This is a genomic window from Modicisalibacter radicis (assembly GCF_900961225.1).
In the GTDB taxonomy this organism is placed as follows: domain Bacteria; phylum Pseudomonadota; class Gammaproteobacteria; order Pseudomonadales; family Halomonadaceae; genus Modicisalibacter.
In genome coordinates, this window is record NZ_CAAHFN010000098.1 from 177,620 (window position 1) to 201,531 (window position 23,912).

At 64.1% G+C, this 23,912-nt stretch carries 19 protein-coding genes and 1 riboswitch; of the genes, 7 read left to right on the forward strand and 12 right to left on the reverse strand.

The genetic code is table 11. The features are described 5' to 3' along the window. Window positions 1-16: 16 nt before the first annotated feature. Entirely contained in the window at window positions 17-1,201 is a 1,185-nt protein-coding gene (locus tag HR9077_RS17975) for an efflux RND transporter periplasmic adaptor subunit (RefSeq protein WP_458692930.1), read from the reverse strand. 281 nt (window positions 1,202-1,482) lie between these two features. On the opposite strand from HR9077_RS17975, the gene HR9077_RS17980 reads away from it, so the two are divergent. After that, on the forward strand, window positions 1,483-2,469 hold the full coding sequence (locus HR9077_RS17980; RefSeq protein WP_136068670.1) for a LysR family transcriptional regulator: 987 nt from the start codon (window positions 1,483-1,485) through the stop codon (window positions 2,467-2,469). A gap of 190 nt (window positions 2,470-2,659) precedes the next feature. On the opposite strand, the gene HR9077_RS17985 is transcribed toward HR9077_RS17980, so the two are convergent. The 6 genes from HR9077_RS17985 to HR9077_RS18010 all read right to left on the reverse strand — a co-directional run bounded on the left by HR9077_RS17985 (window position 2,660) and on the right by HR9077_RS18010 (window position 8,014). After that, window positions 2,660-3,568 carry an oxidoreductase gene (locus HR9077_RS17985; protein ID WP_136068671.1) on the reverse strand — a complete coding sequence of 303 codons (909 nt, stop codon included), beginning with the start codon at window positions 3,566-3,568 and terminating at the stop codon, window positions 2,660-2,662. An 8-nt stretch (window positions 3,569-3,576) separates the two neighbouring features. Continuing rightward, entirely contained in the window at window positions 3,577-3,909 is a 333-nt protein-coding gene (locus HR9077_RS17990) for an antibiotic biosynthesis monooxygenase family protein (RefSeq protein ID WP_136068672.1), read from the reverse strand. A 159-nt stretch (window positions 3,910-4,068) separates the two neighbouring features. Continuing rightward, entirely contained in the window at window positions 4,069-4,935 is an 867-nt protein-coding gene (locus HR9077_RS17995) for a sirohydrochlorin chelatase (protein WP_136068673.1), read from the reverse strand. Between the two features lie 206 nt (window positions 4,936-5,141). Then, window positions 5,142-6,413, reverse strand: a complete 1,272-nt coding sequence (locus tag HR9077_RS18000) for a TRAP transporter large permease (protein WP_136068674.1) — start codon at window positions 6,411-6,413, stop codon at window positions 5,142-5,144. A 25-nt stretch (window positions 6,414-6,438) separates the two neighbouring features. Further along, on the reverse strand, window positions 6,439-6,921 hold the full coding sequence (locus tag HR9077_RS18005; RefSeq protein WP_210725965.1) for a TRAP transporter small permease: 483 nt from the start codon (window positions 6,919-6,921) through the stop codon (window positions 6,439-6,441). Window positions 6,922-6,976: 55 nt separating this feature from the next. Then, window positions 6,977-8,014 (reverse strand): TRAP transporter substrate-binding protein, encoded by a 1,038-nt coding sequence (locus HR9077_RS18010; RefSeq protein ID WP_210725966.1) that lies wholly within the window; start codon window positions 8,012-8,014, stop codon window positions 6,977-6,979. Window positions 8,015-8,176: 162 nt separating this feature from the next. On the opposite strand from HR9077_RS18010, the gene HR9077_RS18015 reads away from it, so the two are divergent. Then, the gene (locus HR9077_RS18015; protein ID WP_136068675.1) at window positions 8,177-8,878 is read left to right on the forward strand and encodes a GntR family transcriptional regulator; all 702 of its coding nucleotides are present in this window, start codon (window positions 8,177-8,179) and stop codon (window positions 8,876-8,878) included. A gap of 30 nt (window positions 8,879-8,908) precedes the next feature. Next, window positions 8,909-10,063 carry a mandelate racemase/muconate lactonizing enzyme family protein gene (locus HR9077_RS18020; RefSeq protein ID WP_136068676.1) on the forward strand — a complete coding sequence of 385 codons (1,155 nt, stop codon included), beginning with the start codon at window positions 8,909-8,911 and terminating at the stop codon, window positions 10,061-10,063. A 148-nt stretch (window positions 10,064-10,211) separates the two neighbouring features. Here HR9077_RS18020 and HR9077_RS18025 read toward each other — a convergent pair whose 3' ends face one another. From HR9077_RS18025 to recC, 5 genes are all read right to left on the reverse strand, one after another. Continuing rightward, complete coding sequence (locus tag HR9077_RS18025; RefSeq protein ID WP_136068677.1) at window positions 10,212-10,436, reverse strand: hypothetical protein; 225 nt, start codon at window positions 10,434-10,436, stop codon at window positions 10,212-10,214. 466 nt (window positions 10,437-10,902) lie between these two features. Next, window positions 10,903-11,658 carry a phosphatase PAP2 family protein gene (locus HR9077_RS18030; RefSeq protein WP_136068678.1) on the reverse strand — a complete coding sequence of 252 codons (756 nt, stop codon included), beginning with the start codon at window positions 11,656-11,658 and terminating at the stop codon, window positions 10,903-10,905. 35 nt (window positions 11,659-11,693) lie between these two features. Further along, window positions 11,694-14,132, reverse strand: coding sequence for an exodeoxyribonuclease V subunit alpha (recD, locus tag HR9077_RS18035; RefSeq protein ID WP_136068679.1), 2,439 nt, complete (start codon window positions 14,130-14,132; stop codon window positions 11,694-11,696). Continuing rightward, a complete protein-coding gene (recB, locus tag HR9077_RS18040; protein WP_136068680.1) occupies window positions 14,129-18,088 on the reverse strand; it encodes an exodeoxyribonuclease V subunit beta in 3,960 nt (1,319 codons plus the stop codon). Before recB ends, recD begins: the two co-directional genes overlap by 4 nt. Next, the gene (gene recC, locus HR9077_RS18045; protein WP_136068681.1) at window positions 18,085-21,714 is read right to left on the reverse strand and encodes an exodeoxyribonuclease V subunit gamma; all 3,630 of its coding nucleotides are present in this window, start codon (window positions 21,712-21,714) and stop codon (window positions 18,085-18,087) included. The genes recB and recC overlap by 4 nt, the downstream gene beginning before the upstream one ends. Here recC and HR9077_RS22040 point away from each other — a divergent pair. The 4 genes from HR9077_RS22040 to HR9077_RS18065 all read left to right on the forward strand — a co-directional run bounded on the left by HR9077_RS22040 (window position 21,713) and on the right by HR9077_RS18065 (window position 23,773). Beyond that, window positions 21,713-21,874 (forward strand): hypothetical protein, encoded by a 162-nt coding sequence (locus HR9077_RS22040; RefSeq protein WP_210725967.1) that lies wholly within the window; start codon window positions 21,713-21,715, stop codon window positions 21,872-21,874. The two genes, recC and HR9077_RS22040, sit on opposite strands and share 2 nt — an antisense overlap. Window positions 21,875-22,091: 217 nt before the next feature. Continuing rightward, window positions 22,092-22,226, forward strand: a riboswitch (TPP riboswitch). 29 nt (window positions 22,227-22,255) lie between these two features. Then, complete coding sequence (locus tag HR9077_RS18055) at window positions 22,256-22,723, forward strand: NUDIX hydrolase (RefSeq protein ID WP_136068682.1); 468 nt, start codon at window positions 22,256-22,258, stop codon at window positions 22,721-22,723. After that, window positions 22,720-22,863 carry a bifunctional hydroxymethylpyrimidine kinase/phosphomethylpyrimidine kinase gene (locus HR9077_RS22045; RefSeq protein ID WP_210725968.1) on the forward strand — a complete coding sequence of 48 codons (144 nt, stop codon included), beginning with the start codon at window positions 22,720-22,722 and terminating at the stop codon, window positions 22,861-22,863. The genes HR9077_RS18055 and HR9077_RS22045 overlap by 4 nt, the downstream gene beginning before the upstream one ends. Before the next feature lie 25 nt (window positions 22,864-22,888). After that, entirely contained in the window at window positions 22,889-23,773 is an 885-nt protein-coding gene (locus HR9077_RS18065) for an NAD(P)-dependent oxidoreductase (RefSeq protein WP_136068684.1), read from the forward strand. Window positions 23,774-23,912 lie beyond the last annotated feature (139 nt).

Consider the following 23,912-nt stretch of genomic DNA (forward strand, 5'->3'; position numbering starts at 1 on the left):
ACACGTCATGCGGTCGTCAATGAGCCGCTGAGAGATCCATCGAAGGCTTGGAATCGCGCATGGCGACGCCTTGCGCGGCCACCGGCATGCCGGGGAAGAAGATCCGCTGCACGCCGTTCACCACGACGCGATCGCCGCTTTCGAGCCCGGACTCCACCACCCGCAGGCCATCGACCATGCGGCCGGGCTGGATGTCCTTGCGTACCGCCAGTCCATGCTCGTCCACGACGTAGACGAACTTGCGATCCTGATCGGTCAGTACCGCCTTGTCGTCGATCAGCAGCGCCCGGTCGTCGCTGCCGCCGCGCAGCTGCACGCGGGCGAACATGCCCGGGGCGAAGTGGCCGTCGCGGTTGTCGAGTACGGCACGCATCAGGATGGTGCCGGCCGCCGTGTTCAATTGATTGTCGACGAAGTCCACCTGGCCCTCGTAGGGGTAGCCGCTGTCCGTGGCCAGGCCGATCCGCACCGGCGTACGCTCGTCACGCGAACTGCGACGCTCGCCGGAACGGGCCAGCGCGTCGTAACGCAAATAGCTCTGCTCGTCGGCGTAGAAGTGCACATGAACCCGATCCATCGACACGATGGTCGTCAGCGACGAGGCTTCGGATACCAGGTTGCCGGCGGTGACCAGCGCGCGGCCGGTGCGCCCGGCGATCGGCGCGCGTACCTCGGTGTAGGCCATGTTCAGGCTAGCCCTCGCCACCCCCGCCCGCGATGCCAGCACCTCGGCCGCCGCTTGTGCAGCGGTGGCGCGGCGCTGGTCGAGTTCCTCGCGGGCGATGGCGCGGCTCCTGGCCAGGGTCTCGGCCCTGGCCACCTGGGCGCGGGCCAGTTCGGCATTCGCCTCGGCGCGCTCGAGATCGGCTTCGGCCCGGTCCAGCTCCGCCTGGTAGGGGCGCTGATCGATGACGAACAGCACATCGCCTGCCTCGACCAGTTGCCCTTCGGTGTAGTTGATGCGTTCGATGTAGCCGTCGACGCGCGGGCGCAGCTCGACCGTTTCGACCGCCTCGACATGACCGGTGAATTCGTCCCAGTAACGCACATCCTGCACCAGCACTTCGGCCACGCTGACCTCGGGCGGCGGCGGGGCCTGCTGGGTACTTTCCGCCTGGGTGTCGCAACCCGCGAGCAGGGCCAGCCCCAGCAGTGCGGGAATCGTCAGCGTCGCGCGCGATGAACGCAACGAATGGAACATCTTGTGGACGTTCATGGGCGGGCCTCTATGAAGGAGTCGCTTATCGGTACCAGCGCCAGCCGGCTCGTGGCGGGCATAGAGTCGCCGTGTCCCCGGTTGCGGAAATGATCGCCGGGGTACGGAGAAAATCGACAATCGGCGTGGATGAAGCGAGAGATTAAATCGGTTAACCCGACTTGATTAGTCGGGTTTGGAGGGAAATACTGTTCCAGTGGCGGGATAGTCCGTGTGCCCGTTGCCCGGCGGTACTCCTCAGGACCATGCACGGCAAGGACAACACTATGGTGCAGGATCTCAACGACGCCTTGATCTTCGCCAAGGTCGTGGAGCAGGGCAGTTTTACCGCCGCCTCGAAGCTGCTGGGCATACCCAAGACCACGGTGAGCCGCAAGATTCAGGGGCTCGAACAGCGCCTGGGCGCGCGTTTGCTGCAGCGCACTACGCGTCGGCTGAGCCTCACCGAGGCCGGTGGCGTCTACTACGAATACTGCAATCGGATTACCCAGGACTTGAGCGAGGCGGAAAGCGCCGTACACCAGCTCGAGGGCAGCCCGCGCGGCTGGCTACGGGTCACCGCACCGTTCACCATGTGCACGGAATTCACCTCGACGCTGGTCCGCGACTTTCGCGAGCTCTATCCCGAGGTCAGGATCGACCTGGTGCTGTCGAACGAGCACCTCGACCTGGTCGCCCACCAGATCGACGTGGCGCTGCGGGTCGGCAACCTGCCGGATTCCAGCCTGGTGGCCCGGCCACTGGCGCGCTATCGCTCGTTCGTGTATGCCAGCGAGCGCTATATCGCCCGTCATGGAGCGCCGCGCACGCCCGCCGAGCTGGCCCATCATCCGGTACTGGCGAAGAGCGCCGACCGGCGCAGCCAGCGCTACTTCTGGCAACTGCACAAGGGCACGCACCGCGAAGAGGCCATGGTCGAGCCTATTGCCGTGGCCAACGATCCATTCGTGCTGCGCCGCCTGCTCGTCGAGGGCCACGGCCTGATGCTGGCCAGCGAGATCGTGGCGTGCTGGGGGCCGGAGGGAGAGCAATTGCATCGCGTGCTGGAAGGCTGGGAGGGGCCGGAAACCGAGCTCAACGCGGTGTTCCCCAGCGGCAAGCTGATCTCGCCCAAGGTGCGCAGCTTCGTCGACATGGTCGCAGAGCGCATCCAGGTCGACAGCGATTTCAGCAGCGAACAGTGGCAGCTGCCGGCCGTGGCCAACGAGACGGTTGCCGATGAAAACGTCGAGGTCATGGGCGAGATGGCCTGAGCGGGTGCTTCGCGGTCTTCCTGCTCAACCTGAGGACAGATCAGGGTTTCATCGCTTGCCGTATGAACAATGTCCCAGCCGCCGGTTGCCGGCTGTCTTTGGGGCTGATGTGCTTCACCCCGGAGATGGCTTGGCGAGGGCAGCCGGGTTCCTGCCCGTACAATCCCTCGAGACGACGGCCCAGTAGCCGCTATGCCTCGAGCCATCTCGCCCCGGTCGATTCACAGGAAACTTGCCACAGCCGCTCGGCGACGGCCCGATCCCGACCAACGTCAGCGATATGAGCGCGTCCGGGCGCACCGCGCGTCTCGGCGATACCGGCGGGGCCGATGTAGTCGCCGGGGCGAACGTCGTCGGCGATGGCCGCGTGGAGGGTGGGGCGCGCGCCCTCGGTCGCGGTCTGGGTAATGAATGGCATCAGCACCCTGAAGAGGCGTCCCACCAGGGCGCGGCTCTTGACGCCATGATCGAACAGCGCCGTGCGCGAGAGCCCGGGGTGCGCCGCCAGGCTGGTCAGCCCCCAGTCATTGTCAGTGCTGTGACGCTGAAGCGCCTGGCTGAACAGCAGCATGGCGAGCTTGGATTGGCGGTAGGCGCGCCACGGGTTGTAGCGATGTTCGCCGTGCAGGTCGTCGAAGTCGATGTGCCCGCCACGGTGCGCCAGGCTTGAAAGCTGCACGACACGCGGCGCCGGTGCCGCCAGCAGCGGGGGAAGCAGCAGGCTGGTGAGCAGGAAATGGCCCAGGTAGTTGACGCCTAACTGGCGCTCGAAGCCGTCGCGGGTCAATTCCCGCCCCGGCAATGCCATGATGCCGGCATTGTTGATCAGCCCGTCCAGCGCGGCCTCGCTGGCGCGCAGGCGGGCGGCGAAATCGCGCACCGAATCCAGGCTGTCCAGATCGAGCGGCTCGAAACGCACATCCGCCCCCGGGCTGTCGTTGCGCAGCGCATCGACCGCCGCGTGTCCCTTCTCGGGATTGCGCGCCGCCACGATGACCCGGTACTTCCGGCGGAGCAGCCCGTCCGCGGTAGCCAGGCCCAGGCCGGTGTTGGCGCCGGTGACGACCGCCAGTGGCGATCGGTCATCGCGGTCTGTCATGAGGGTGTTCAGGTGTTGCCCGCATCGCCGATGGTCTGGATGACCTCGAAGCCCTCGAACTTCGGCGGGCCGAGATACAGCCCCTCGCGGCGACTCTGGCCGGCATTGGCGTGCGCGGCGCGGAAGGCTTCGGAGTGCGTCCAGGCCTCGAAATCCTCGCGCGAACGCCAGAGGGTATGGGAGGCGTAGAGCACGTGATCCTCCTCCGCGGGGCCGCGCAGCATGTGAAACTCGACGAAACCGGGCAGGCCCTGCAGGTGGGTCTCCCGCTCCAGCCAGATCTGTTCGAACTCGTCCACCCTCTCGGGATTGACCCGGAAACGATTCATGGCGATGAACACGGTACACGCTCCTCGTGGCGAATTGATAGGCATTCTCACATGATGCCATCTTACCTGATAAGGGGCCAGATGGCGCAGGCTGGTTGTCCTGCCTTGTGCCGGCCATCATCTGGCGAGTGTGCAACCCCCTGGCCGGCGAGACTGGGTTTCGCGACGGTTTCAGGGGGCGTTGGCGTCGCTGGCCGGCATCCCCAGCAGCAGCGGCTCGCCGGCAAGCGCCTGCCGCAGGCGAGTGGCGAGGATGTCCACGACGGCATCGTTCTCGCCGACCAGCCGCGTCGTGGTGACACGCGGGCCGGGGGAGCGCGCCATCGCCCGTTCGCAGATCTTCGCGATATCGCCGCCCTCACCGGCGTGCCGACCCGGGGAGAGAAACAGCATGGACAGGATCACGTCACTGCCGGCCAGCGCCGGCGAGGCCAGCAGATCTTCCAGAAGTGGCTCGTTGAACCGGTAGGCCTCGCCCTCGCGACGCTCCATCGAGGCAAAGGTGACGCAGCTGGCCTCATCGGCCAGCAGCACGCTCAACTGACCGGCGAGGTAGTTGCGCACCGCCGTGACCTCGGGGATCGGAGTGCCGTGATCGACCAGCACGACCGCTGGCCGCGGCAACCCCGTCATGCGCTCGCGCACGTTGTCCGCCAGCAGTTGCGCCAGGCGCAAATCCGGGGTTGCCTGACTTTCCACCAACGGCAGGGCCACCTTGATGCCCAGTCGCGGGTAGCTGGACTGCACTTCGGCCAACCGCGCGGGCAGGTAATCGGTCAACGCCCGGCTGGGGCCGAAGAAGAACGGCACGATGACCAGCTCGGTCACGCCCTGCGCGGCGGCCCGTTCGGCCAGCGGGCCCAGCGTCACCGCCTTTTCCCCGCCGAGCTTCGTAGGGTCGATCTTGCAGGAGTGCAGCAGCGACGTGGCCTCGACCGCCTCGCCGGTGGCCTGGCCGAGCGCCAGGGCGAGCCGGCGCAGGTTGAGCGTGGCCTGGGGGCGCAGCGATCCGTTGTCGACGAGCAGAATCTTTCGCATTAAGGCCTCGGGGTGGATATGACGGAGGGCTTCATCACACTACCGGCCGGGGCGGTGGTCAAGTTACGAGCCCTGCGTGCAGTCTCGGTTCCAGGCGGTATTGAGCTTCCGAGCCTGCCGGCCGATGGGGCGGTTGAGTCGTGGCCTAGTCTGCCATCCGATGATCCTGTCACCCGGCCAGGGAAATGCCGGGCGCAGGTATGAGCTCACCGGAAAAACTCAGGGAGCCAAGTCGATAGTGCAGGGAAAAACACCAGCAGCAGTATTGCAAGGAGCTCGGCGATCAAGAACGGGAAAAGCTGTTTCAGCAGGGGCAACATCTTCATCTCCCCTATTCGCATCATGATAAACAGAACCACACCTACCGGGGGCGTGATCAAACCGACTGCCAAGGTCAGAATAATGATGATGGATGTCTGTATGGGGTCTATGCCCAACGTGTCGCCAAGCGGCATCAATAAGGGGGCAAATATGACAATGGCCGCTCCTATGTCCAGGAACATGCCTAACACGAGCATGAGCAGCATGACGGACAACAGGAATAACCAAGGCTGCGACTCAAACATCGGTGCCATCGACGACACGAGGTTCGAAATACCTAGTAGATTGAGTGCGTAGGAAAGGATTGCGGCACAGGCTACCAGAAGATAAATGCTTGCCGACATCCTTGCCGCCGAGCTGACTGCAGCCCAGAAGCCAGCAAGATTCAATTCCTTGAACACGAATACGCCAAGGATGGAGGCGATAGCCACAGCGATGCCACCGCCTTCGGTTGCGGTGAAGGCGCCGACGATCATCCCTCCTACAATGACGATGGGAAGTAGTGCCACTAACAGAGCTTCAACCACTAGCAAGGGTATCTCTTTCTTGGCTATTTCTACTTTAGGCTTGGGCAGCCCACCGTGTCGTCCATGTAAAAAAATAATGGCCAGACAGGCACCGCCGATTAGCAGGCCGGGAACGACACCGGCAACAAAAAGATCAATGACCGAAATGCCTGTTACTGCAGCCATGATGATGGCTAGACCCGACGGCGGGATTATTGGGCCAATGATGGCGCTCGCCACGGTCACGGCTCCGGTGTATTCCTTGCTGTAGCCCTCGCGGGGCATTTCGTTGATAAAGAATTTGCCTAATGCGCTCGTGTCAGCCACTGCGGAGCCTGATATTCCGGCGAACAGTACCGAGGAACCCACGTTGGCGTAGGCGGTGCCGCCATGAAATCTACCAGTAAAAAACGAAGCGAGTCTGATGAGTCTTGTAGTGATGCCGCTACGGTTCATTATTTCAGCCGCCAGAATATAAAAGGGGACGGCTAGGAATACAAAGCTGTCGACTCCGGCAAAAAAACGCGTTATGGATACCTGCAGAGGCAGTCCTGTCAACCATATCCCTGCCATGCCGCCGACGCCAAGAGCGAATGCGATGGGCACGCCGATCAGGATCAACCCCAGCCCTAATATGGCTACTATTAGCATGACTTCACCTTTGGCCGTTTATCCGCTATGTCTGTGCTTCGGAGCTGTCAGAAAAACCAGCGAACCAACTGAGAGCAATCTCTATGAAAACCAGTCCACCGCCAACCGGTATGGCCATGTAAGGAAAGACCATGGGGATGCCTGATGCGGCTGCCGTCTGTGCCCTGTTGCTCATTGCTGTATCCCATCCATAAAATACCAGGACAAGACAGAAACCGGCGCCCACGGAATAAAGCGCACTGCGCATGTGGCGTCGATATTTGACTTTTACGATATTTAGCAAACCATCGACCGCCATATGCTCTGCTCGGTAAACGCAAGCCACACTACCCAGCATCATGAGCCAGATCATGCAAAATCGCATGACTTCTTCGCCCCAGGGGAGAGAGTCGCCAAAAAAATATCTTCCCACGACTTGCGAAATGTTGACCAGGGATACGAAAATAAGCAGCAAAGTACAGATTACCTCGCAGCTCTTTGCCAGCCATTTGGCTATATTGCTGAGCATCTTCCCTTTCCTTTGAGTGGCTGAATAAAGGAGGGCTCAAGGCCCTCCGCCAGGCTCAGTTGTACATGCTCTGTTCGGCTTCATCGACTGCCTTCATTATCTCGTTAACAAATTCTTCGCCGACCTGGCTGACGATGTATTTGCGTACAGGGTCTTGCGTCTTTTCCTTGAACAACTCCTTCTCCTCAGGTGTGGATACATGGACTTCGACACCTTTTTCTTCTTCTAAAAGTTTTGAATATTTCCAGTCGCCTTCCGTTTTTTGTACATTTTCCGTAGCGGCAAGCAGCTTGGAGCCGTCAGTAACAATCTGCTGCTGACTGGCCGACAGGGAATTGAACCAGTCTCCGTTGGCTATGACTATATGCAGGCCTAGAACATGCTCGTTCAGAGTGAAGTAATCCACTACATCGCCAGCCCCTCCGGTATAATGGACTGCCGGTGGACTCTCCAGACCGTCGACCACGCCTTGCTTGAGCGCCATTACGGCCTCTGCGCCGGATATCGGAGTGGGTGATGCTCCCAGTGCCTTGACCATTTCCATGTAGACAGGGCTCTCCATCGTTCTGATCTTCAGGCCTTCCATATCGGAAGGTTCGATGATTTGCTTGCCCGTAGTTGCGAATGAGCGAAAACCATTTTCCGAAAAGGCCAGGGCTTCCATGCCGGTCTTACGGGTGATGTCGTCAAGCATGCCGCGGCCGAAATCGCTTTGCATGACCTGCCAGGCAACGGGAGCCGATCTGAAGAGGTAGGGAATCGACCATGCCTGGATCGGTTCATAGAATCCGGCAAAGGCGCCGTCGGAGGGCAGCGACATTTCCAGTGAACCCTGCTGAACCATTTCGGTCATCTCCCGAGCAGTGCCCAGCTGCCCTCCAGGGAACAGCCTGACGGAGATTTCACCATTGCTTTTGCTCTCGACGTACTCCTTGAAGCGGGAGACAGCGTTATATTCGGGGTTGTCACCCTTGAACATCTCGAATCCGAACTTGATTTGGGTCTCTGCCCAGCCTTGCAGGGGCATGATGCCGAAGCCTGCAACCATGCAGGCAGCGAGAAGCTTCTTCATTGGCGCGTTGGTACAGGGCATTTGCTGGTCCTCATTGCCGATTTGCCAGAATCGTACATTATCTGTATTATTTGGCACACTGTATACCCATAAACTATACGCTAAAACTATACTTTGGTAGGATCTTATGCGATGGTCAATTCGTGTAGAAATGGGTAAAGACATTGAGATTGGGTACTGAACATGCACGACCAACTGGACAAGGTAGCCAAGGGCGCCTCCCCGAGGGGAGGCAAGACGAGTCGTTCTCATCGGCTGCATGAGCTCATCCGCGAGGACATCATCGATGGCCGGCTTGCGCCTGGCTCTCGCCTGAAGGTCAGCGAGCTGGCTGACTACTATGGAACGAGCACCAACCCTGTGCGTGAAGCGCTTAATCGCCTGGAAGGCGAGGGCGTCGTGGTCATTACACAGAACCGTGGTGCCCGCGTGCGGGCAATCGATGAGGATTTCATCAGGAATATATACGAGATAAGAATCCTGATTGAGCCCTATCTGGTACGCTGGTTCGTGGATTATGCGAAAGAATCAGAGATTAAAAAGCTACGTGAAATCCAGGAGGAGATAGACGAAATAATTGACACGGATCTTGAGCGCTTTAATGAGCTCAATGAGCAGTTTCACAGTATTATTTATGCCAATCATTATAATTCGGAAGCCCGCAATATCATCAAGCGGCAAGAGGCCATGTTGCATATCCTCAGCAGGCGATTCGGGCTTCCCAGGTCACGAAAACGGGCCATATGCCAGGAGCACAAACAGCTTATAGATGCAATCGAGAGCGGAAATGAGCAATTGGCTGTCGAGGCTGAAGAGCGTCATGTCCGTGGCTCCGTTGAGTTGCTGCTGGAACAGATGCGAATTCATAGGGTGTCAGCTGGCTGATGCCACGAGCAAGGATTGCCGGGTTAGCGTATGAAAATCACTTCAATTACTTCCTACATTGTATGGGTTGGCGTCAGAAACCAGTTGCTCGTCAAGGTTGATACTGACGAAGGTATTTACGGTTGGGGCGAATCAGGCCTGTCTGGAAGGGAGAGGGCCGTACAGGGGGCGATAGAGCATTATCGAGAGTTTCTGATAGGCCGGGATCCTCTTCAAGCCGGTGCCATATGGCAGGAGATGTACCGCAGTCAGTATTTTGAAGGCGGGCGTGTATTGACTGCGGCGATCAGCGCTATTGATATTGCGCTGTACGATATCAAGGGCAAGGCTTTTAACGTGCCCGTTTGCCAGCTTTTAGGTGGCAAGCAACGCGACAGGGTGCCGACCTTTGGCACAATAATCAGTGATAGTACGGCCGAGGTCGTCGAAAAGGCGAAATTGCTTCAAGAGAGAGGCTGGAAATGCATTCGCCTGGTGGCTGCCGGTCAGGAAAACCCGGCGACCTATGAGCCGAGAGAATCCATCGCTGATACGGTACCGATGGTGATCGGTGCGAGAGAGGCTCTAGGCAGCGATATCACTCTCGGTCTGGAATACCATCATCGACTGAGTGTTGCGGAGGCAGCATCCTTCTGCAATAAGTTGCCCAACGGTACACTGGATTTCATTGAAGAACCCATTCGTGACGAATCACCAAAGTCCTACAAGTCGCTGCGGACCCTAACCAATATTCCCTTTGCCATTGGAGAGGAGTTCTCATCAAAATGGCAATTCCTGCCCTATATCGAAGACGATGTCATCCAGTTCTGTCGCATCGATATCTGTAATGTCGGTGGCTTTACCGAGGCGATGAAGGTCGCTGGATGGTGCGAGGCTCATTACATCGACTTAATGCCTCACAACCCGCTTGGGCCTATCTGCACGGCGGCGAGTATTCATCTTGCGGCATCGGTAAGCAATTTTTCCTGGCTGGAATGCCGTAGCACGCCTGCAGAAACACATCTGAACTTCGATTCTCCTGAAGTCTTTCCCGTACAGCCGGAGTTGGAGGGTGCGGATTTTCCGGTTCTGGACAAGCCGGGCCTGGGAATTGAAGTCGATGAGGAGTATATCAAGCGTCAGGCTTTCAAGTTTTCAGAACCGCCGCATCTGCGTCGCAGGGATGGGTCTTTCACGAATTGGTGAGATTGATGCCCTGGCCAATATGATGGAGCCACTTGACCGTAAGGCGAGCATTGCCGTGCATCATGCCGGTTGAGTTCTGCTGCTTCGGCACCAGGGAGCGTGGCGCCCCCGAAACCTGCTGGCAGGGGGCGCTAACACCAAGGGCAAATCAGTCTTCGTTGACGGCGATGACGCGTGTCTCGCCGGCGCGCACTTCGTCCCAGGCCTGGTCGAGGGTGTAATTCTGGTGGGCATTGATCGTATCGAGCACTTCTACGGCATCCTGCAGGGACTCGCCGCCGGCTTTCAGAGCGACCACCAGCTTGGCAAGGTCCTGCTTGCTGAAGGTGTTGGCGATATTGTCGGCATGCTGGGTCAGTTGGCTGCGGTTCATGGTCCTATCCTCATGTAAGGTCATCATCCCCGGGGGAATCCCGTTTGGGGCGGCCATCTCCGATGGCGTTCTGGTGCCTTAGCTACTCATGCCGGGCCGGGTAAATGCCCGATGCTGCAACAGCGATGGGGTCACAAGCGTTTCTGGACCGTCGCCTCTGGCGCCTGGATCGAATCAAGGCATGGCGCTCAGGTGTAGCCGTGGTCAGGTCAGTGAATCGGGGTAGCGAAACCCTGCCCTGAACCGTGATTTCACTATGGGCCAGAGCAAGGCGCGCCACAAAGCGCCATTAGCTGCATAAGTCGTTGTAGCAAAACTACATAAGAAAGATTCGAGCTTGGGATAGGTAGCGAGACTACGAGAGGAGGCGAAAGGGGTTTCGTTACTTCATGGCGCAGATGGGTTCCACCGGCTGCAGGCGACTGGGCGGCGCCCTGGTCGTGGACGCCGCCGCACTCGAGCCACGCTACTCGGTGCCCGACCAGCTCTGCTCCGTCTCCACCTGGCCGCGCCGCTGCAGCCCGCGCATCGCGAGCCAGCATAGCGCCGCCCAGGCTGCCCCGGCTGTCCAGCCGGCAAGAACGTCCGTCGGCCAATGCACCCCCAGATAGACCCGGCTTGCCCCTACCAGCAGGGTGAACAGTATCGCCAGTATCAGCAGGTAGGCCTTCAGCCTCAGCGCGGGCTGTACGCGGATGAGCAGGGCGGCCAGGGTGAGGTAGGTCACGGCGGACATCATCGAGTGGCCGCTGGGAAAGCTCGCGGTATAGACCATGGTTTCATGAGTAACGAGATCGGGTCGGGCGCGATCGTAGCCCATCTTCATCACTGTACTCAGCAGCATGCCGCCAGGCACCGCGATCGAGGCAAAGAGCGCCGCGCGATAGCGACGGGCGAGCAACAGGTAGCCCAGCGCGCCCAGCGAAATGAGTACCAGCACCGCGACACCGCCCAGCGCGGTGAAGTCTCTGCCTATTTCCTCGACCCAGCCCGGGCCGAGCGGATCACTGTGATCCGCCGGGTTGCGCAGGGAAAGCAGCAGGCTCTCGTCGATGCTCTGGGTTTCCCCCTCCATGACGGCGTCGGCCAGCTCGACGAACCCCCAGACCCCGCCGGACAGTACCGAAACGCACAGCAGCACCGCCAACTCGTAGCGGCCGAATCGGGCCAGCAGGGATAGACCCTGGCGTCCCGCATGCCCCATTTTTCTGTAATGCTTCATTGCAGCTCCCTTGCCTCGAAAACCAAATACTATGGCTATTCAGCCAAGCCACTGGTGTCGCTGCGTGACTGTAGCCCCTCCAGCCCGCTCATTCGAACCACCTCTCTCAATACTGCTTCATCGAGTATGCCGCGTCCCGTTTCCACCAGGCTCAGCCAGTGCCTGGCGCGTGTTATGCCGGTGTAGACCAGCTCTCGCGTCAGGATGGGGTTGGGCGCGTCGGGCAGCAGCAGGGCGGTGTGAGTGAATTCCGAACCCTGGGACTTGTGCACGGTCATGGCGAAGACGGTTTCCACCGCCTGCAGGCGGCTGGGCAGTGCCCATCTGATGGGCTTTTCGGCATCGGCGGTGGGGAAAGCGACGCGCAGCACGCTTCTGTTCGGGGCCTCGGGGTTCGGCAGGGCGAGGGTGATGCCGATGTCGCCGTTCATCAGGCCCAGTCCGTAGTCGTTGCGGGTGACGAGCACCGGGCGGCCAAGGTACCAGCCGCGCTCGAGTTCGGCGTCGCTGGCGCTGATCAGCCGCTCGCGCCGCAGTGCCTTGGCAATGCGCAGGTTCAGGCCCTCCACGCCCCATGGGCCCTTGCGCAGCGCGCACAGCAGCTGGAAACGATTATGCGCCTCGAGCACGGCCAGCGCCCAGTCGTCGTACGTGCCGCGATGGGTCTGCGGGTCGCTGCCGGCCGGGGGGTGCCGTTGCCTGAGCACCTCGAGATAGTGGCGGTAGCCGGTGGGCGGGGCGAGCGCCTTGCCGCGATGCTGCCGGCCCATGCCCCGGTCGACGAAGCCGGTCGGATTGCCGCCGATCACCAGCCGTTCGAAGGCCGGGTCGTCGCCATCAGCCAGGGTAAGGAGGGCGATATCGGCGAACCCCTGCTGAAACACATCGCGGATGGCGTGCTTCTTGTTGCGGGGCTGGTGGTTGCCGGCGAGCGGGGCGTTGACGGCCTGGGCGAGCTGGCCGATGCCGCTGGTGGCATCGAAGCGGTGGCTGACGCGCAGCATGGCGATGGCCTGGTCGAGCGGCTGGCCGTCCGCGTCCCGGTAGGGATCGGGGATCGTGGCGCCGGTCGCCTGTTGCAGCCACTGGCAGGTCGCCGGAGTGTAGTGGCCGCCCTCGGCGCGCTGGCACAGGTCGCCGAGCACCGCGCCGGCTTCCACCGAGGCGAGCTGGTCCTTGTCGCCGAGCAGGATCAGCCGGGCTCCCGGCGGCAGTGCGCCGAGCACGGCGGCCATCATCTCGATGTCGACCATCGAGGCTTCGTCGATCACCAACACGTCCAGCGCCAGCGGGTTGTCGGCATGGTGGCGGAAATGGCGGGTGTCCGGCCGCGAGCCGAGCAGACGGTGCAGCGTCGTCACCTCGGTGGGGATCTGCCGCCTGAGTGCCTCGGGGTCGTCGCTGACGCCGCCCAGCGTCAAGCCGCCGACCTGCCCGGCGATCGATTCGTTGAGCCGCGCGGCGGCCTTGCCGGTGGGCGCGGCCAGGCGAATACGCAGCGCGCGCCGGGTGCGGGCGAGCTGTTGCGACTGCAGCAGGGCGAGCAGCTTGACCACGGTGGTGGTCTTGCCGGTGCCGGGGCCGCCGGTGATCACCGCGAAATGCGCGCGGGCGGCCAGGGCGCAGGCGATCTTCTGCCAGTCGGGGCCGGGCGTTGGGACATTGCCGGGGAACAGCGCATCCAGAGCCTGGCGAAGCTGGGGGGCCGACTCATCGCGAACAGGTTCGCTCCCATGGCTGGCAGCAGGCTGAGAGCCTGGATTCGGCCTTGGGCTTGTGGGAGGGAATTCATTCCCGATGGGATCCTGAGTCGAGCCTCTGGTATCGGGCTCGCTTGCCGCCAGCTTGGCATCGATCTGACGGCGAATGTCCTGCTCGTATTGCCAGTAGCGGCGCAGGTAGAGCCGGGCGCTACCGGGGCCTTCGCGCTTGACCAGCGGGGTGTTGCCGGGGCGTCCGTCGCGTCCGTCGGCGACCAGCAGCGGGTGTTCGAGCGCGGTGCGCCAGCGTTCGAGGTCCAGCCCTTCCAGCACCTGGCTGGGTAGCGGCGGCGGGTCGCTGAGGTCGTCGCCCTCCGGCGGCAGCGAGAGCGCCAGGTTGGGGGCGGCCAGGGTCCGGGCGAGATCCAGGCACACATGGCCGCGGCCGAGCTGATGACTGGCCAGGGCGGCGGCGAGCAGCAGCAGAGGCGAGCAATCGCTTACTTCGCGATGCAGGAACACCGCCAGGGCGCGGTCCAGCGCGCGCAGCCAGCCACGTGCCACCCAGCGGTCGAGCAGGGCGATCAGCGCGTCGACCTCCCGCAGCGCGGGGTTCGGGGCCGGCGTCGTGTCGCTGGCTCCGGGGGCTGGCGCGGCCTCGTGCGTCGCGCCCGACTCATCGGCGGCAGCGTCGAACAGATCGGGCGTGGCGTCGTGGTTGCCGCCTCGCTTGCCCTTGTGCTGGCCTTCCTGCCCAGGGGTGCGCTTGGTCATGCCGGCGTCTCCGTGTCGGTCGGCGCTCGCTCGGCGGCGGTGTGGTCGTGGCCCCGGAATAGCGCGTCCATCGCCTCGATCAGCTCGCGGGGCGGACGCTCGGCATACACGCCGTGACTCTCGGCGTTCGTGCCGCGCAGAAAGACCGTCAGCGAGCCGCCGATGTGGCGCTCGAACTCGTAATCCGGCAGGCGTGCCTTGAGCAGCCGGTGCAGGGCGAGCAGGTAGAGCGCGAACTGCAGGTCGTAGCGCTTCCCGGCCACCGCCAGGCGCATCGCCTCAGGACTGTAGGCGGCGTCGTCCGGGCCCAGGTGGTTGGACTTCCAGTCGACGACGTAATAGCGCCCCTCGCACTCGAACACCAGGTCGATGAAGCCCTTGAGCATGCCGTTGAGCGTGTCGGCGTCGAGCGGCGAGCGTGGGGTGCCAGCGAGTGTGTGAGCGCTTACGAGGGCGTCCAGGCGTCGGGTGTCGACGCGGTTGGCGGCGAACCAGAACTCCATTTCCACCTGGTAGGTGGTCAGCGAATCCAGTCGGCACTGGCTGCCCGCCTGGGGCAGTGGCAGCGGGGCGCTGAGCAGCGCGCCGAACCATTCATGCAGGCTGGGCAGCCATTGCGACCAGCCGCGCAGGTTCAGGCGCCGGGCCAGGGCATCCTCCCGGGCGACGGGGTCGGCGGCCGCCCGGGCGAAGCCCTGCCTGCCGGCCCACTCGAGAATCCCATGCAGGAAGGTGCCGGTGCCGGGGCCGCGCGGGAAACGGTGCAGGTTGGCGGTTTGCTCGCCGAGGTCATGGTCACGGGGCTCGGCGATCACTTCCAGGGCGGTGGCTTCCAGCGCGGTGGCCGGTTCGGGCAGCGCCGTGCCCTCGGCCGGGCCGATGGACGAGATGGCGGCAGGCGCCATGGCCGGGGCGCTGTGGCGGGTGTTGGCGCTTACTGGGGCGGGTTCGATTGCATCCACCGGTGTGCTGTCGGCGGAGACGCGAAGCGCCGAGTAGCTGGCGATCCACCAGTGCTCGCGGGCCGGACGCCCGGGCACGCGCGCCGCGCCGAGGGGCTGGTCGGTGCCGTCCAGGTCGACGACCCGGGCATGCGCCTGCGGAGCTGGCTCGGTCCGGATGCTGCCGCAGTCGCCGCGCAGTCGGCCGAGGGCCGCGCCGAAGTCGGCGGGCGCGATGGCGGCGCCGTTGTCGAGCATCTGGCCGATGGCGCTGTCTTCTAGGCCCTTGAGCGGCGCCATGCCCAGCCAGGTGGCGTGGCGTGCACGGGTCAGGGCAACGTAGAGCTTGCGCAAGTCCTCGCCCAGGCGTTCGCGGTCGACGATCGCCAGCATCTCGTCGTCGGCTTCCAGGCTGACGCGCAGCCGGCCTTCGGCGTCGTGCCAGCGCAGCGGCGAGTCGTCGGCCCTGGTCGGGCGATGCCCGCAGATGAACGGCAAAAACACCAGCGGGTACTCGAGTCCCTTGGACTTGTGGATGGTGATCACCTGCACCAGGTCGGCATCGCTCTCCAGGCGCAGCTTGTGGGTATCGCCCTGTTCTTCGGGATGGGCGATGGACTCGGCCAGAAAGCGGATCAGCGCATGTTCGCCATCGAGTTCCTGGCTGGCCTGTTGCAGGAGTTCGCCGAGGTGCAGCAGGTCGGTTAGCAAGCGCTCGCCCTCGCTGGCCGGCCCGCCGCCCAGCAGCCGCGTGGCGATGGCGAAGTCGTTGACCAGCCGGCGCACCAGCGGCAGCACGCCCTGGTCCTGCCACAGGCGGTGGTAGTCGCGGAACTGCATCACCCGGTCTTCCCAGGCCAGTTCGTCCTCGTTCAGGGCGGAGAGCGTGGCGATATCCAGTCCCAGCGCGGGCATCGCCAGGGCGGCGTGCAGCTTGCGCGCGTCGTCGGGCTCGGCGCAGGCGTGCAGCCAGGCTTCCAGTTGCGCGGCCATGGGCGAGGCGAACACCTTGTCCTTGTCGGAGAGATAGACGCTCTTCACCCCGCGCCGAGCCAGTGCCTGCCGGATCGCCCGCGCCTCGCCCAGGCCGTTGACCAGCACCGCCATGTCGGAGGGCTTGAGCGCCTTGAACGCGTCGCCGCCGGCAAACCCGGCGCGGCCGCGCTGGCCCTGTTCCAGCAGCTCGACCATGTGCGAGGCGCAGCGCTCGGCCATCTCGCCATGGTAGGCGGTCTTGGAGAGCGGCTCGTCGGCATCGAGCTGCCACAGGGTCATGGCGGGCAGCGGCTGGCCATCCACGGCGAACGAGTCCTTGCGGCCCTTGGCGCCGACGTCGATGAAGGGCACCGGATTTTTGCCGTCGGGCTCCTTGAACAGGAAGGCCCCGGGCGGATGCGTCTCGGCATGCGCGAAGCAGCGATTGACCGCGGCGACCATGTCGGTGCTGGAGCGGTAGTTGGTGCCCAGGGTGACGTGGCGGCCGTCGGTGTCGCGGCGCGCGCGCAGGTACGTATGGATGTCGGCGCCGCGGAAGGCGTAGATCGCCTGCTTGGGATCGCCGATCAGGAAGACGCCGCACTCGCGGCGGTTCTCGCGGATACGGTAGACGCAGTCGAAGATGCGGTACTGCACCGGGTCGGTGTCCTGGAACTCGTCGACCAGCGCCACCGGGAACTGGCGGCGGATCTGCGCGCCCAATGCCTCGCAGTTGGGGCCGGCCAGGGCACGGTCGAGGTGGTTCAACAGCTCGTTGGGGCCCATCTCGGCGCGGCGCTGCTGCTCGCGGTCGAGCCGCTCGCGGCACCAGTGCACGGCGTGGGTGAGCAGGCCGGCATAGGGGTTGGGCAGGGCCCGCAGCTCGGCCTGCAGGCGTTCCAGCGCGGCCAGCGCCGAGTGATCGGGCGGCTCGCCCTTGAGCCAGATCTCGGCCATGCCTTGCGGCGTCAGGCGCTTCCAGGCGGCGGGCGTCAGGCCGGGCCAGGTGGCATCGTTGTGGCACCACTCGCGCAGTGCGCCGAGCCAGTTGGCACGGCTTCTGGCGTTGAAGCTCTGGCCCTTGAAGGCTTTCTGCCTGGCGGCGTCCTCGAACAGCGCCTCGCACTCGTCGAGCCACGCCGGCCAGGGCGCCTTGAGCTCGGCCAGGCGCCGCGCGGTTTCGTGCTGGGTGCGGGCCACGGTTTCCCCGGGGGGCGGGGCGCCCTTGTCCAGCGCCTCGCATTCGGGCATCAGCTCGCGCACCGCCCGGTGCAGCGCCTCGGGCGAGTCCCAGTGGCGCACCACGCTGGCCAGCGCCTCGGCGTCGAGCGGGTAGTAGAAACTGCGCCAGTAGTCGCGCACCACCTCTAGCTCCAGCTCGGTCTGGTCGTTCTCCAGGTTCAGCGAGAACAGGCTGCCGCTGTCGAAGGCGTGTTCGCGCAGCATGCGGTAGCACCAGCTGTGGATGGTCGATACCGCGGCCTCGTCCATCCATTCGGCGGCGAGCTGCAGGCGTCGCGCGCAGGCGGGCCAGCTGGCCTCGGGGTAGTCGTCGCGCAGTTGAAGCAGCAGCGAGTCGGCTTGGCTGTCGGCAGCCTCGGCAATCGGGGCTGGTCCGGCGACAGGCCTCTGCGAGGGCGCTGTGAACCCATCCCTGGGCGCTACTTTTTCCTTCCCTGGAAAAAGACCCTCGCTAGGGCCTGTCCCCGGTGTCTCCCCGGCGTGTGTGCTGCCATCATCAGTGGGCGTGGCTTCGGGCGCCTGTGGAGAGAGAAAAACTCCGGCGGCTTCTACCAGCCGCGAACGAATCCGTTCGCGCAGCTCCTGGGTGGCGGCGTTGGTGAAGGTCACCACCAGGATCTCGGGCGGGGTCAGCGGGCGCTCGAAGGCGGCCTCGTCGCTATCCGAACGCGCGCCGAGCACCAGCCGCACGTAGAGCAGGGCGATGGTGAAGGTCTTGCCGGTGCCGGCGCTGGCTTCGATCAGGCGGCTGCCGTGCAGTGGAAAGCCGAGTGGGTCCAACTGCGTGACGTCGCTCATTTTCCGCCTCCCTTGACCGCGTCGTGCACGGGTTTGAGCAGTCGATCGGCCAACTGGGCGAAGCCGTCGGGCCGGTGGCGGTTGGCCTCGACCAGGGCGCGGAAGTTCGGCCAGCGGTGGGCGAGATAGGGGTTGCGGTCGACTTCGCCAGCGTTGTAGCCGTCGCCCTCGTAGAGCTTGCGAGCGGCCTGCCAGGCGTCGTGATCCGGCGCGACCTCATCCGGGGTATCGTGGGGGCCAAGCTTGCTCAGCCAGACGAAGGCGCTACCGATGGCCAGCGGCAGCGGCTCGCGCATGCCGGCCTGCCAGGCAGCGATCAGCTCGTGCAGGTGAGCGCGGGCCTGCCCGGGCTCCAGCGGTGGCAGGGTCACGTGGCCGGCCTTGGAAAGCAGCCGGGTGGTCAGCGGCTCGTCTTGCAAGTGACCTGACAAGTGCGCCACCCAGGGCCGCAAGAGGTGGTGCCAGTGGTACTTGCTGTTCTTGATCAGGCTGCTGGTGGAAAGCAGCAGACGGCAACGGTTGCCGTCGTCGCCCCGGCGCAACTCGTCCAGCCAATCCTCGAGCAGCAGCCCCGGCGCCACTTCAAGGCCGATCGGCTCCGGCTCGCCGACGGCATGCGGCCACTCCTCGAGTGCCTGTTCGTAGGCCTCGAACAGCTCGTCCATCGGCTCGATGAGCGTCTCGCGCATACGGTTGCCGAACGCGCCCATCGCCAGCACGCCCTGGCCCTCCAGGCGGTCCAGCGTGGCGCGCATGGCCGGCTCGCGGGGCTCGCCCCGGTCGATGGCGCGGCGCTGGGCCTGGATCAGCAGGTCCTGCAGTTGCCAGTTGCCCAGGCCATCCAGGGCGAACGGTTCGTGGTCCAGGCTGGTGAGGTCCTCCCGGTCGAGGAACACCTTGAGCCGGGTGTTGAAGAAGGCCCGGGCCGGGTCGCGCAGGAAATTGCCGAGCTGGACCAGCGTGAGCGGGCCCTCCTGGGTGAATTCGCCGAGTTCGCCGCTCTCGGCCAGCGGGGTTGCCTCGCCGTGCACGGCATGCCACTCGTGGGCATGGGTGAACAGCCGCCGGTCGGCGATGCGGCGTGCCGCCTGCTGGCTGGCGTCGGGGAAATAGGCGCGGCTGAACGGTTGTAGCGGGTGCACGGTGGTCAGGGCGCTCAACAGCGTTTCGTCGTTCCCGGAGTGCCAGCCGGCCGCGAGGTGGTCGCGCAGCTGGCCGACCAGCACCGAGGGCGGCTTCTCGGCATTGTCGACGATGCTGCGGCCCACCCAACTGACGTAGAACTGGTCGCGGGCCGAGAGCAGCGCCTCGAGAAACAGGTAGCGGTCGTCCTCGCGTCGCGAGCGGTCGCCGGGGCGGTAGTCGCCGTTCATCAGGTCGAAGTCCATCGGCGGGTGGCTGCGCGGGTAGTCGCCATCGTTCATGCCCAGCAGGCAGACCCGCTTGAACGGGATGGCGCGCATCGGCATCAGCGTGGCGAAGTTGACCGCGCCGGCCATGAAACGTTGCGACAGGCTGTGCTCGTCGATCTGGCCGAGCCAATGTTCGCGCACCACCGACAGCGGCAGGTCGCGGGTCAGCCCGGCTTCCTCGGCGCTCTCCTGCCAGTCCTGCAGGGCCTGTTCGAGCTGCGTGAGCATCAGGCTGTCCCGGGCGTCGTCGCCGCTGAAGCTCTCCTCGAGCAGCCGTCTCAGACGCTGGACCCAACCGTCGACGTCGGTGGGTTCGCGTAGCGCGTGCCACTGGCGCTCGAGGGTTTCCAGCAGGCTGGCCAGCGGCCCGGCGAGCTGTGCTTCCAGGCCGCCGATGTCGTCGTACGGCTCGATGTCCCGCCAGGGGCCGTCAGCAGCCTCGCCCACGGTGTAACCGAGCAGCAGCCGGCGCAGGCCGAAGGCCCAGGTGTTCTGTTCCATGCCGTCGGGCAGGTCGAGGCTCGCCCGCTGCTCGCCATGCAGGCCCCAGCGGATGCCGGCGCCCTCGATCCATCGGCGCAGGGTCGGCAGGTCGTTTTCGTCGATGCCGAAGCGCTCGCGCAGTGCCGGCACGTCGATCAGATCGAGCAGCTCGCTCACCGACAGGCGCAGCTCAGGAAGGCGCAGCAGGGTTTCCAGGGCGATCAGCAGCGGCAGACGGTGGCGGCTGCCCTGGTCGGAGAGGGTATAGGGGATGAAGCGCGGGTCGTCGCGTTCCTGCCGGCCCTGATCGCAGTCATGGCCATGGCGGCTGCGTTGATACTGGCCGAACACGGCCTGAATGTGCGGCGCGTACTGGTCGATGTCCGGCACCATGACGATGATGTCCCGCGGGCGCAGCTCGGGATCGTCGTTGAACGCGGCGAGCAGCTGATCGTGGAGGATCTCGACCTCGCGCTGGGGGCTGTGGGCGACATGAAAGACGATCGAGTCGTCGCGCCGGGCATTTACCGCCGGCCAGGTCTCGCGGGTCTCGTGGGGCGGGCGCAGTTCGCGGATGTCGTCCTGCAATTGATTGAGCAGGCGTTGCTCGCCACGGCTGTCGACGAACGGCTCGAACAGGTCGATGCGCAGCGCCTCGGCGGCGAACAGTCCCGCGTACTGCTGGCTGTCGTCGTGCTCGTCGAGCAGCCGCAGGTAGTCGCGGCCCTGCTTGCCCCAGGCGGCGAGCAGCGGCTGGGCGTGCAGATGCAGGCCGGCCTCGCCGTCGCCGTCCCCGAGCACGTCGAGGCGTGCCGGCATCCCCGGCTTGCGGCGCTGGCGATAGCGTTCGGCACGCAGCAGGTCCTTGTGTTCGATGATGTCGGCCCAGTAGTGCTGGCAGGGGTTGTGCACGCACAGCACCACCTGACAGCAACGCGCGATGACCGCCAGCGCCTCGAGCGCCTGCTGGGGCAACGACGAGATTCCGAAGACCATCACCCGGCGCGGCAGCCCGGGCGGAGGAGCGCCGCTAACGAGCGACTCGGCGGCGTCGAGGAAGCGGCGATGGACCCGCGCCCGGCTGGACTCGACGCCGCCGTCGCCGACATCCTCGACGAGCGCTCGCCACAGGGCCGGCTGCCAGCACTGGCTCTCGTCCAAGGGCCGGGCTTCGCCGCGGGCGGTGATCAGCACGTCCTCGCCACGGCTCCAGGCGTCCAGCCAGTCGGCGCGGTAGACCTGGTACTGGTCGAACAGGTCGGCCAGGCGCTCGGCGAGCTGGTGATGCTTGCGCAGGTCGTCGTCGCCGTCGAGGAACTGGCGCAGCGGGGCGAAGACTTCGCGTCCCATCAGCTCCGGCAGCAGGCGCAGCAGGCGCCACAGCAGCCGCGACTTGTCGAACGGCGACGAGACCGGCACGGCGTCGGGGTCGCTCTCGACATGGGTGAGCACAGCGCGGTAGGCCTGCCACAAGAAGCGTGCCGGCAGGGCGATGTTCAACGAGGCGGCGATACCCGAGCCGCCGGTGCCATCGTCGCGCTCATCGGCGGCCAGGGCCAGTTTCATCCATTGGGCGATGCCGTTGCTCTGGACCAGGATCGTCTCGTTTTCCAGCGGCGCGAGCGGATGACGTTTCATCCACTCCACGGCCACGCCGCGCAGGTCCTCCAGGCGGTTGCCGTGGATGGCCATGAAGCCGGGCTGGAGGGCAGGTGACGAAGCGAGGGGCATGGCGATCCTGCATGACTGGATAAATGAGCAGGGTAATGGTGCCCCAGCGAGCGGCGAGAGCAAAGCGGAGAAGCATGTTATCGTAACCCGAACGGAGGTATCGACGATGAACCGAGCCTTTGATATCGATGCACTACGCGCTGTGGCCGGAATCGAATGACGCAGTTTCGCGCGGGCGGTTGTGGAGTTCGGACGGTCGCGATCAGCATGCAGCTCAAAAAGCTTGAGCAGCAGGCGGGCACTCAACTCTTTGTCTGAAAAGGGAGAGGTCTGGTTCCGACCGAAGCCGGCGAGGCTCTGGCCGTCTATGCCCGCCGGATCGTCGCCCTCAATGGCGAGGCCGCACGGGTATGTCACAGGGTAACGTTTGCTATGCTCCTCAATACTGGGGGTGTCCCGTCAAGGGGCTGAGATACTGTTGGCCCATCTGCCGTGATGGCAACGCGCAGCGCAGTGACCCTTTGAACCTGATCCGGAGCATGCCGGCGAAGGGACGGGAACGCCGCGCGCTCCTTTGCCGGCCTCAAGAGGCGAGGCTGCCATGCCGACAACCACCGCAGACCCTTTTCCCGACACGCCTGCGCGACCCATCGCAGCGGCAATCGCGGCGGTGATACGCCACGGCCAAGTGCTGCTGGTCCAAAGGGCCAATCCGCCGGATGCCGGACAATGGGGATTTCCGGGTGGCAAGATCGAAGCGGGTGAGACGATCTCCGATGCCGCATTGCGCGAATTGCTGGAGGAAACAGGCGTGGCGGCCGAGGCGCTGTGCGTCTTCACCGCCGTAGATGCTTATGAGCGGGACGAAAGTGGAGGGCTGTGCCGGCACTTTATCCTGATCGCCGTGCTGTGCCGCTGGACCGCCGGGGAGCCGATCGCCGGCGACGATGCGCTGGAAGCGCGATGGGTCCAACTCGCCGATCTCGACGGGCCCGACCTCGCACTGAGCCTCGACGTCTCGGGCGTGGCGCGGCAGGCGGCGGACCTGGTGCGCGAGTTGCGGGCATGATCGGAATGATCCCCAACGCCCGGATTGCCGAAACGGTTGTGGATCGTCTACGTCACCATACGGCGCGCAACATCATGCTCGACCCGGTTACGGTGGCTAAGAGTGGGCACGCCCTGCTCGATGATGCGACCGCCGCGTGAACCGATTGCGATCAAGGAAACGACCATGATAGCAGGTAAACCGATAGGCTTTATCGGGCTCGGCACGATGGGCACTCCCATGGCACTGAACCTCGCCAAGGCCGGCACACCGCTCTTCGTCTGGAACCGGACGCCGGACCGTTGCGCCTCACTGGCGCAGGCCGGAGCCGGTGTTGCATCTGACCTGGACGACCTTTTCGCCCGTTGCGGCACCGTCCTCCTGATGCTGGAGAACGATATTGCCACGGATGCGGTACTGGGGCGTGGCACGACCAGCTTTGCCAGGCGTGTGGAGAAACGATGCATAGTCTCGATGGGCACGGTGTCGGCGGAGTATTCCCGGCAGCTCTCGGAGGATATCCGAGCGTCCGGCGGTCGCTATGTCGAAGCCCCGGTGTCAGGCTCGCGCAAACCGGCGGAGGCGGGACAGCTCGTTGGCATGCTCGCCGGCAATGCCGTAGACCTCGACCTTCTGCGCCCGCTTCTCGCTCCGATCTGCAAGCAGGTCTTCGACTGCGGCGAGGTCCCCGGCGCGCTACATATGAAGCTAGCGGTAAACACGTTTCTGATTACCATGGTGACCGGGCTCGCCGAAGCCGGGCATTTCGCGGCGCGGCACGATCTCGACATGGTCCGCTTCGCGGAAATCCTGAACGCCGGACCGATGGCCAGCGATGTCTCGAAGATGAAGATCGAAAAACTCCGCCATCGCGATTTCGCGCGGCAGGCCGGGATCTCCGACGTGCTGAAAAACAGCCGGCTGGTGATCGAGGCGGCGAGGGCGGCAGGCATGGCGTTTCCGTTGATGAAGGTCTGCGAGGCACTCTACGCGGAAACGGAAGCCATGGGCTGCGCAGAGGAAGACATGATCGCCGTCGTGCGGGCATTCGAAGCGCGTACGCTCCGCTGACTGTGTATCGTCCAATCATATAAGGAAGGTTCGGCCATATAATTCGATCCCGGTCGATCCGTTAAAGAGCACATTTCAAAACACTGATAGCGCGGATGTCGGGTAGGTTGAAGCAAGGGTCTTTCGCCAAGGCCGGAAA

Coding starts and splice junctions, on each gene's coding strand:
- HR9077_RS18030 (WP_136068678.1), bottom strand. CDS start 11,658: ATGAAGCATTACAGAAAAATGGGGCATGCGGGACGCCAGGGTCTATCC.
- HR9077_RS18010 (WP_210725966.1), bottom strand. CDS start 8,014: ATGCCCTGTACCAACGCGCCAATGAAGAAGCTTCTCGCTGCCTGCATG.
- HR9077_RS17985 (WP_136068671.1), bottom strand. CDS start 3,568: ATGACAGACCGCGATGACCGATCGCCACTGGCGGTCGTCACCGGCGCC.
- HR9077_RS17995 (WP_136068673.1), bottom strand. CDS start 4,935: ATGCGAAAGATTCTGCTCGTCGACAACGGATCGCTGCGCCCCCAGGCC.
- HR9077_RS18025 (WP_136068677.1), bottom strand. CDS start 10,436: ATGAACCGCAGCCAACTGACCCAGCATGCCGACAATATCGCCAACACC.
- HR9077_RS18055 (WP_136068682.1), top strand. CDS start 22,256: ATGCCGACAACCACCGCAGACCCTTTTCCCGACACGCCTGCGCGACCC.
- HR9077_RS18065 (WP_136068684.1), top strand. CDS start 22,889: ATGATAGCAGGTAAACCGATAGGCTTTATCGGGCTCGGCACGATGGGC.
- HR9077_RS22045 (WP_210725968.1), top strand. CDS start 22,720: ATGATCGGAATGATCCCCAACGCCCGGATTGCCGAAACGGTTGTGGAT.
- HR9077_RS17975 (WP_458692930.1), bottom strand. CDS start 1,201: ATGTTCCATTCGTTGCGTTCATCGCGCGCGACGCTGACGATTCCCGCA.
- HR9077_RS22040 (WP_210725967.1), top strand. CDS start 21,713: ATGGCGATCCTGCATGACTGGATAAATGAGCAGGGTAATGGTGCCCCA.
- HR9077_RS18020 (WP_136068676.1), top strand. CDS start 8,909: ATGAAAATCACTTCAATTACTTCCTACATTGTATGGGTTGGCGTCAGA.
- HR9077_RS18005 (WP_210725965.1), bottom strand. CDS start 6,921: ATGCTCAGCAATATAGCCAAATGGCTGGCAAAGAGCTGCGAGGTAATC.
- recD (WP_136068679.1), bottom strand. CDS start 14,132: ATGACCAAGCGCACCCCTGGGCAGGAAGGCCAGCACAAGGGCAAGCGA.
- recC (WP_136068681.1), bottom strand. CDS start 21,714: ATGCCCCTCGCTTCGTCACCTGCCCTCCAGCCCGGCTTCATGGCCATC.
- HR9077_RS18000 (WP_136068674.1), bottom strand. CDS start 6,413: ATGCTAATAGTAGCCATATTAGGGCTGGGGTTGATCCTGATCGGCGTG.
- recB (WP_136068680.1), bottom strand. CDS start 18,088: ATGAGCGACGTCACGCAGTTGGACCCACTCGGCTTTCCACTGCACGGC.
- HR9077_RS17980 (WP_136068670.1), top strand. CDS start 1,483: ATGGTGCAGGATCTCAACGACGCCTTGATCTTCGCCAAGGTCGTGGAG.
- HR9077_RS18015 (WP_136068675.1), top strand. CDS start 8,177: ATGCACGACCAACTGGACAAGGTAGCCAAGGGCGCCTCCCCGAGGGGA.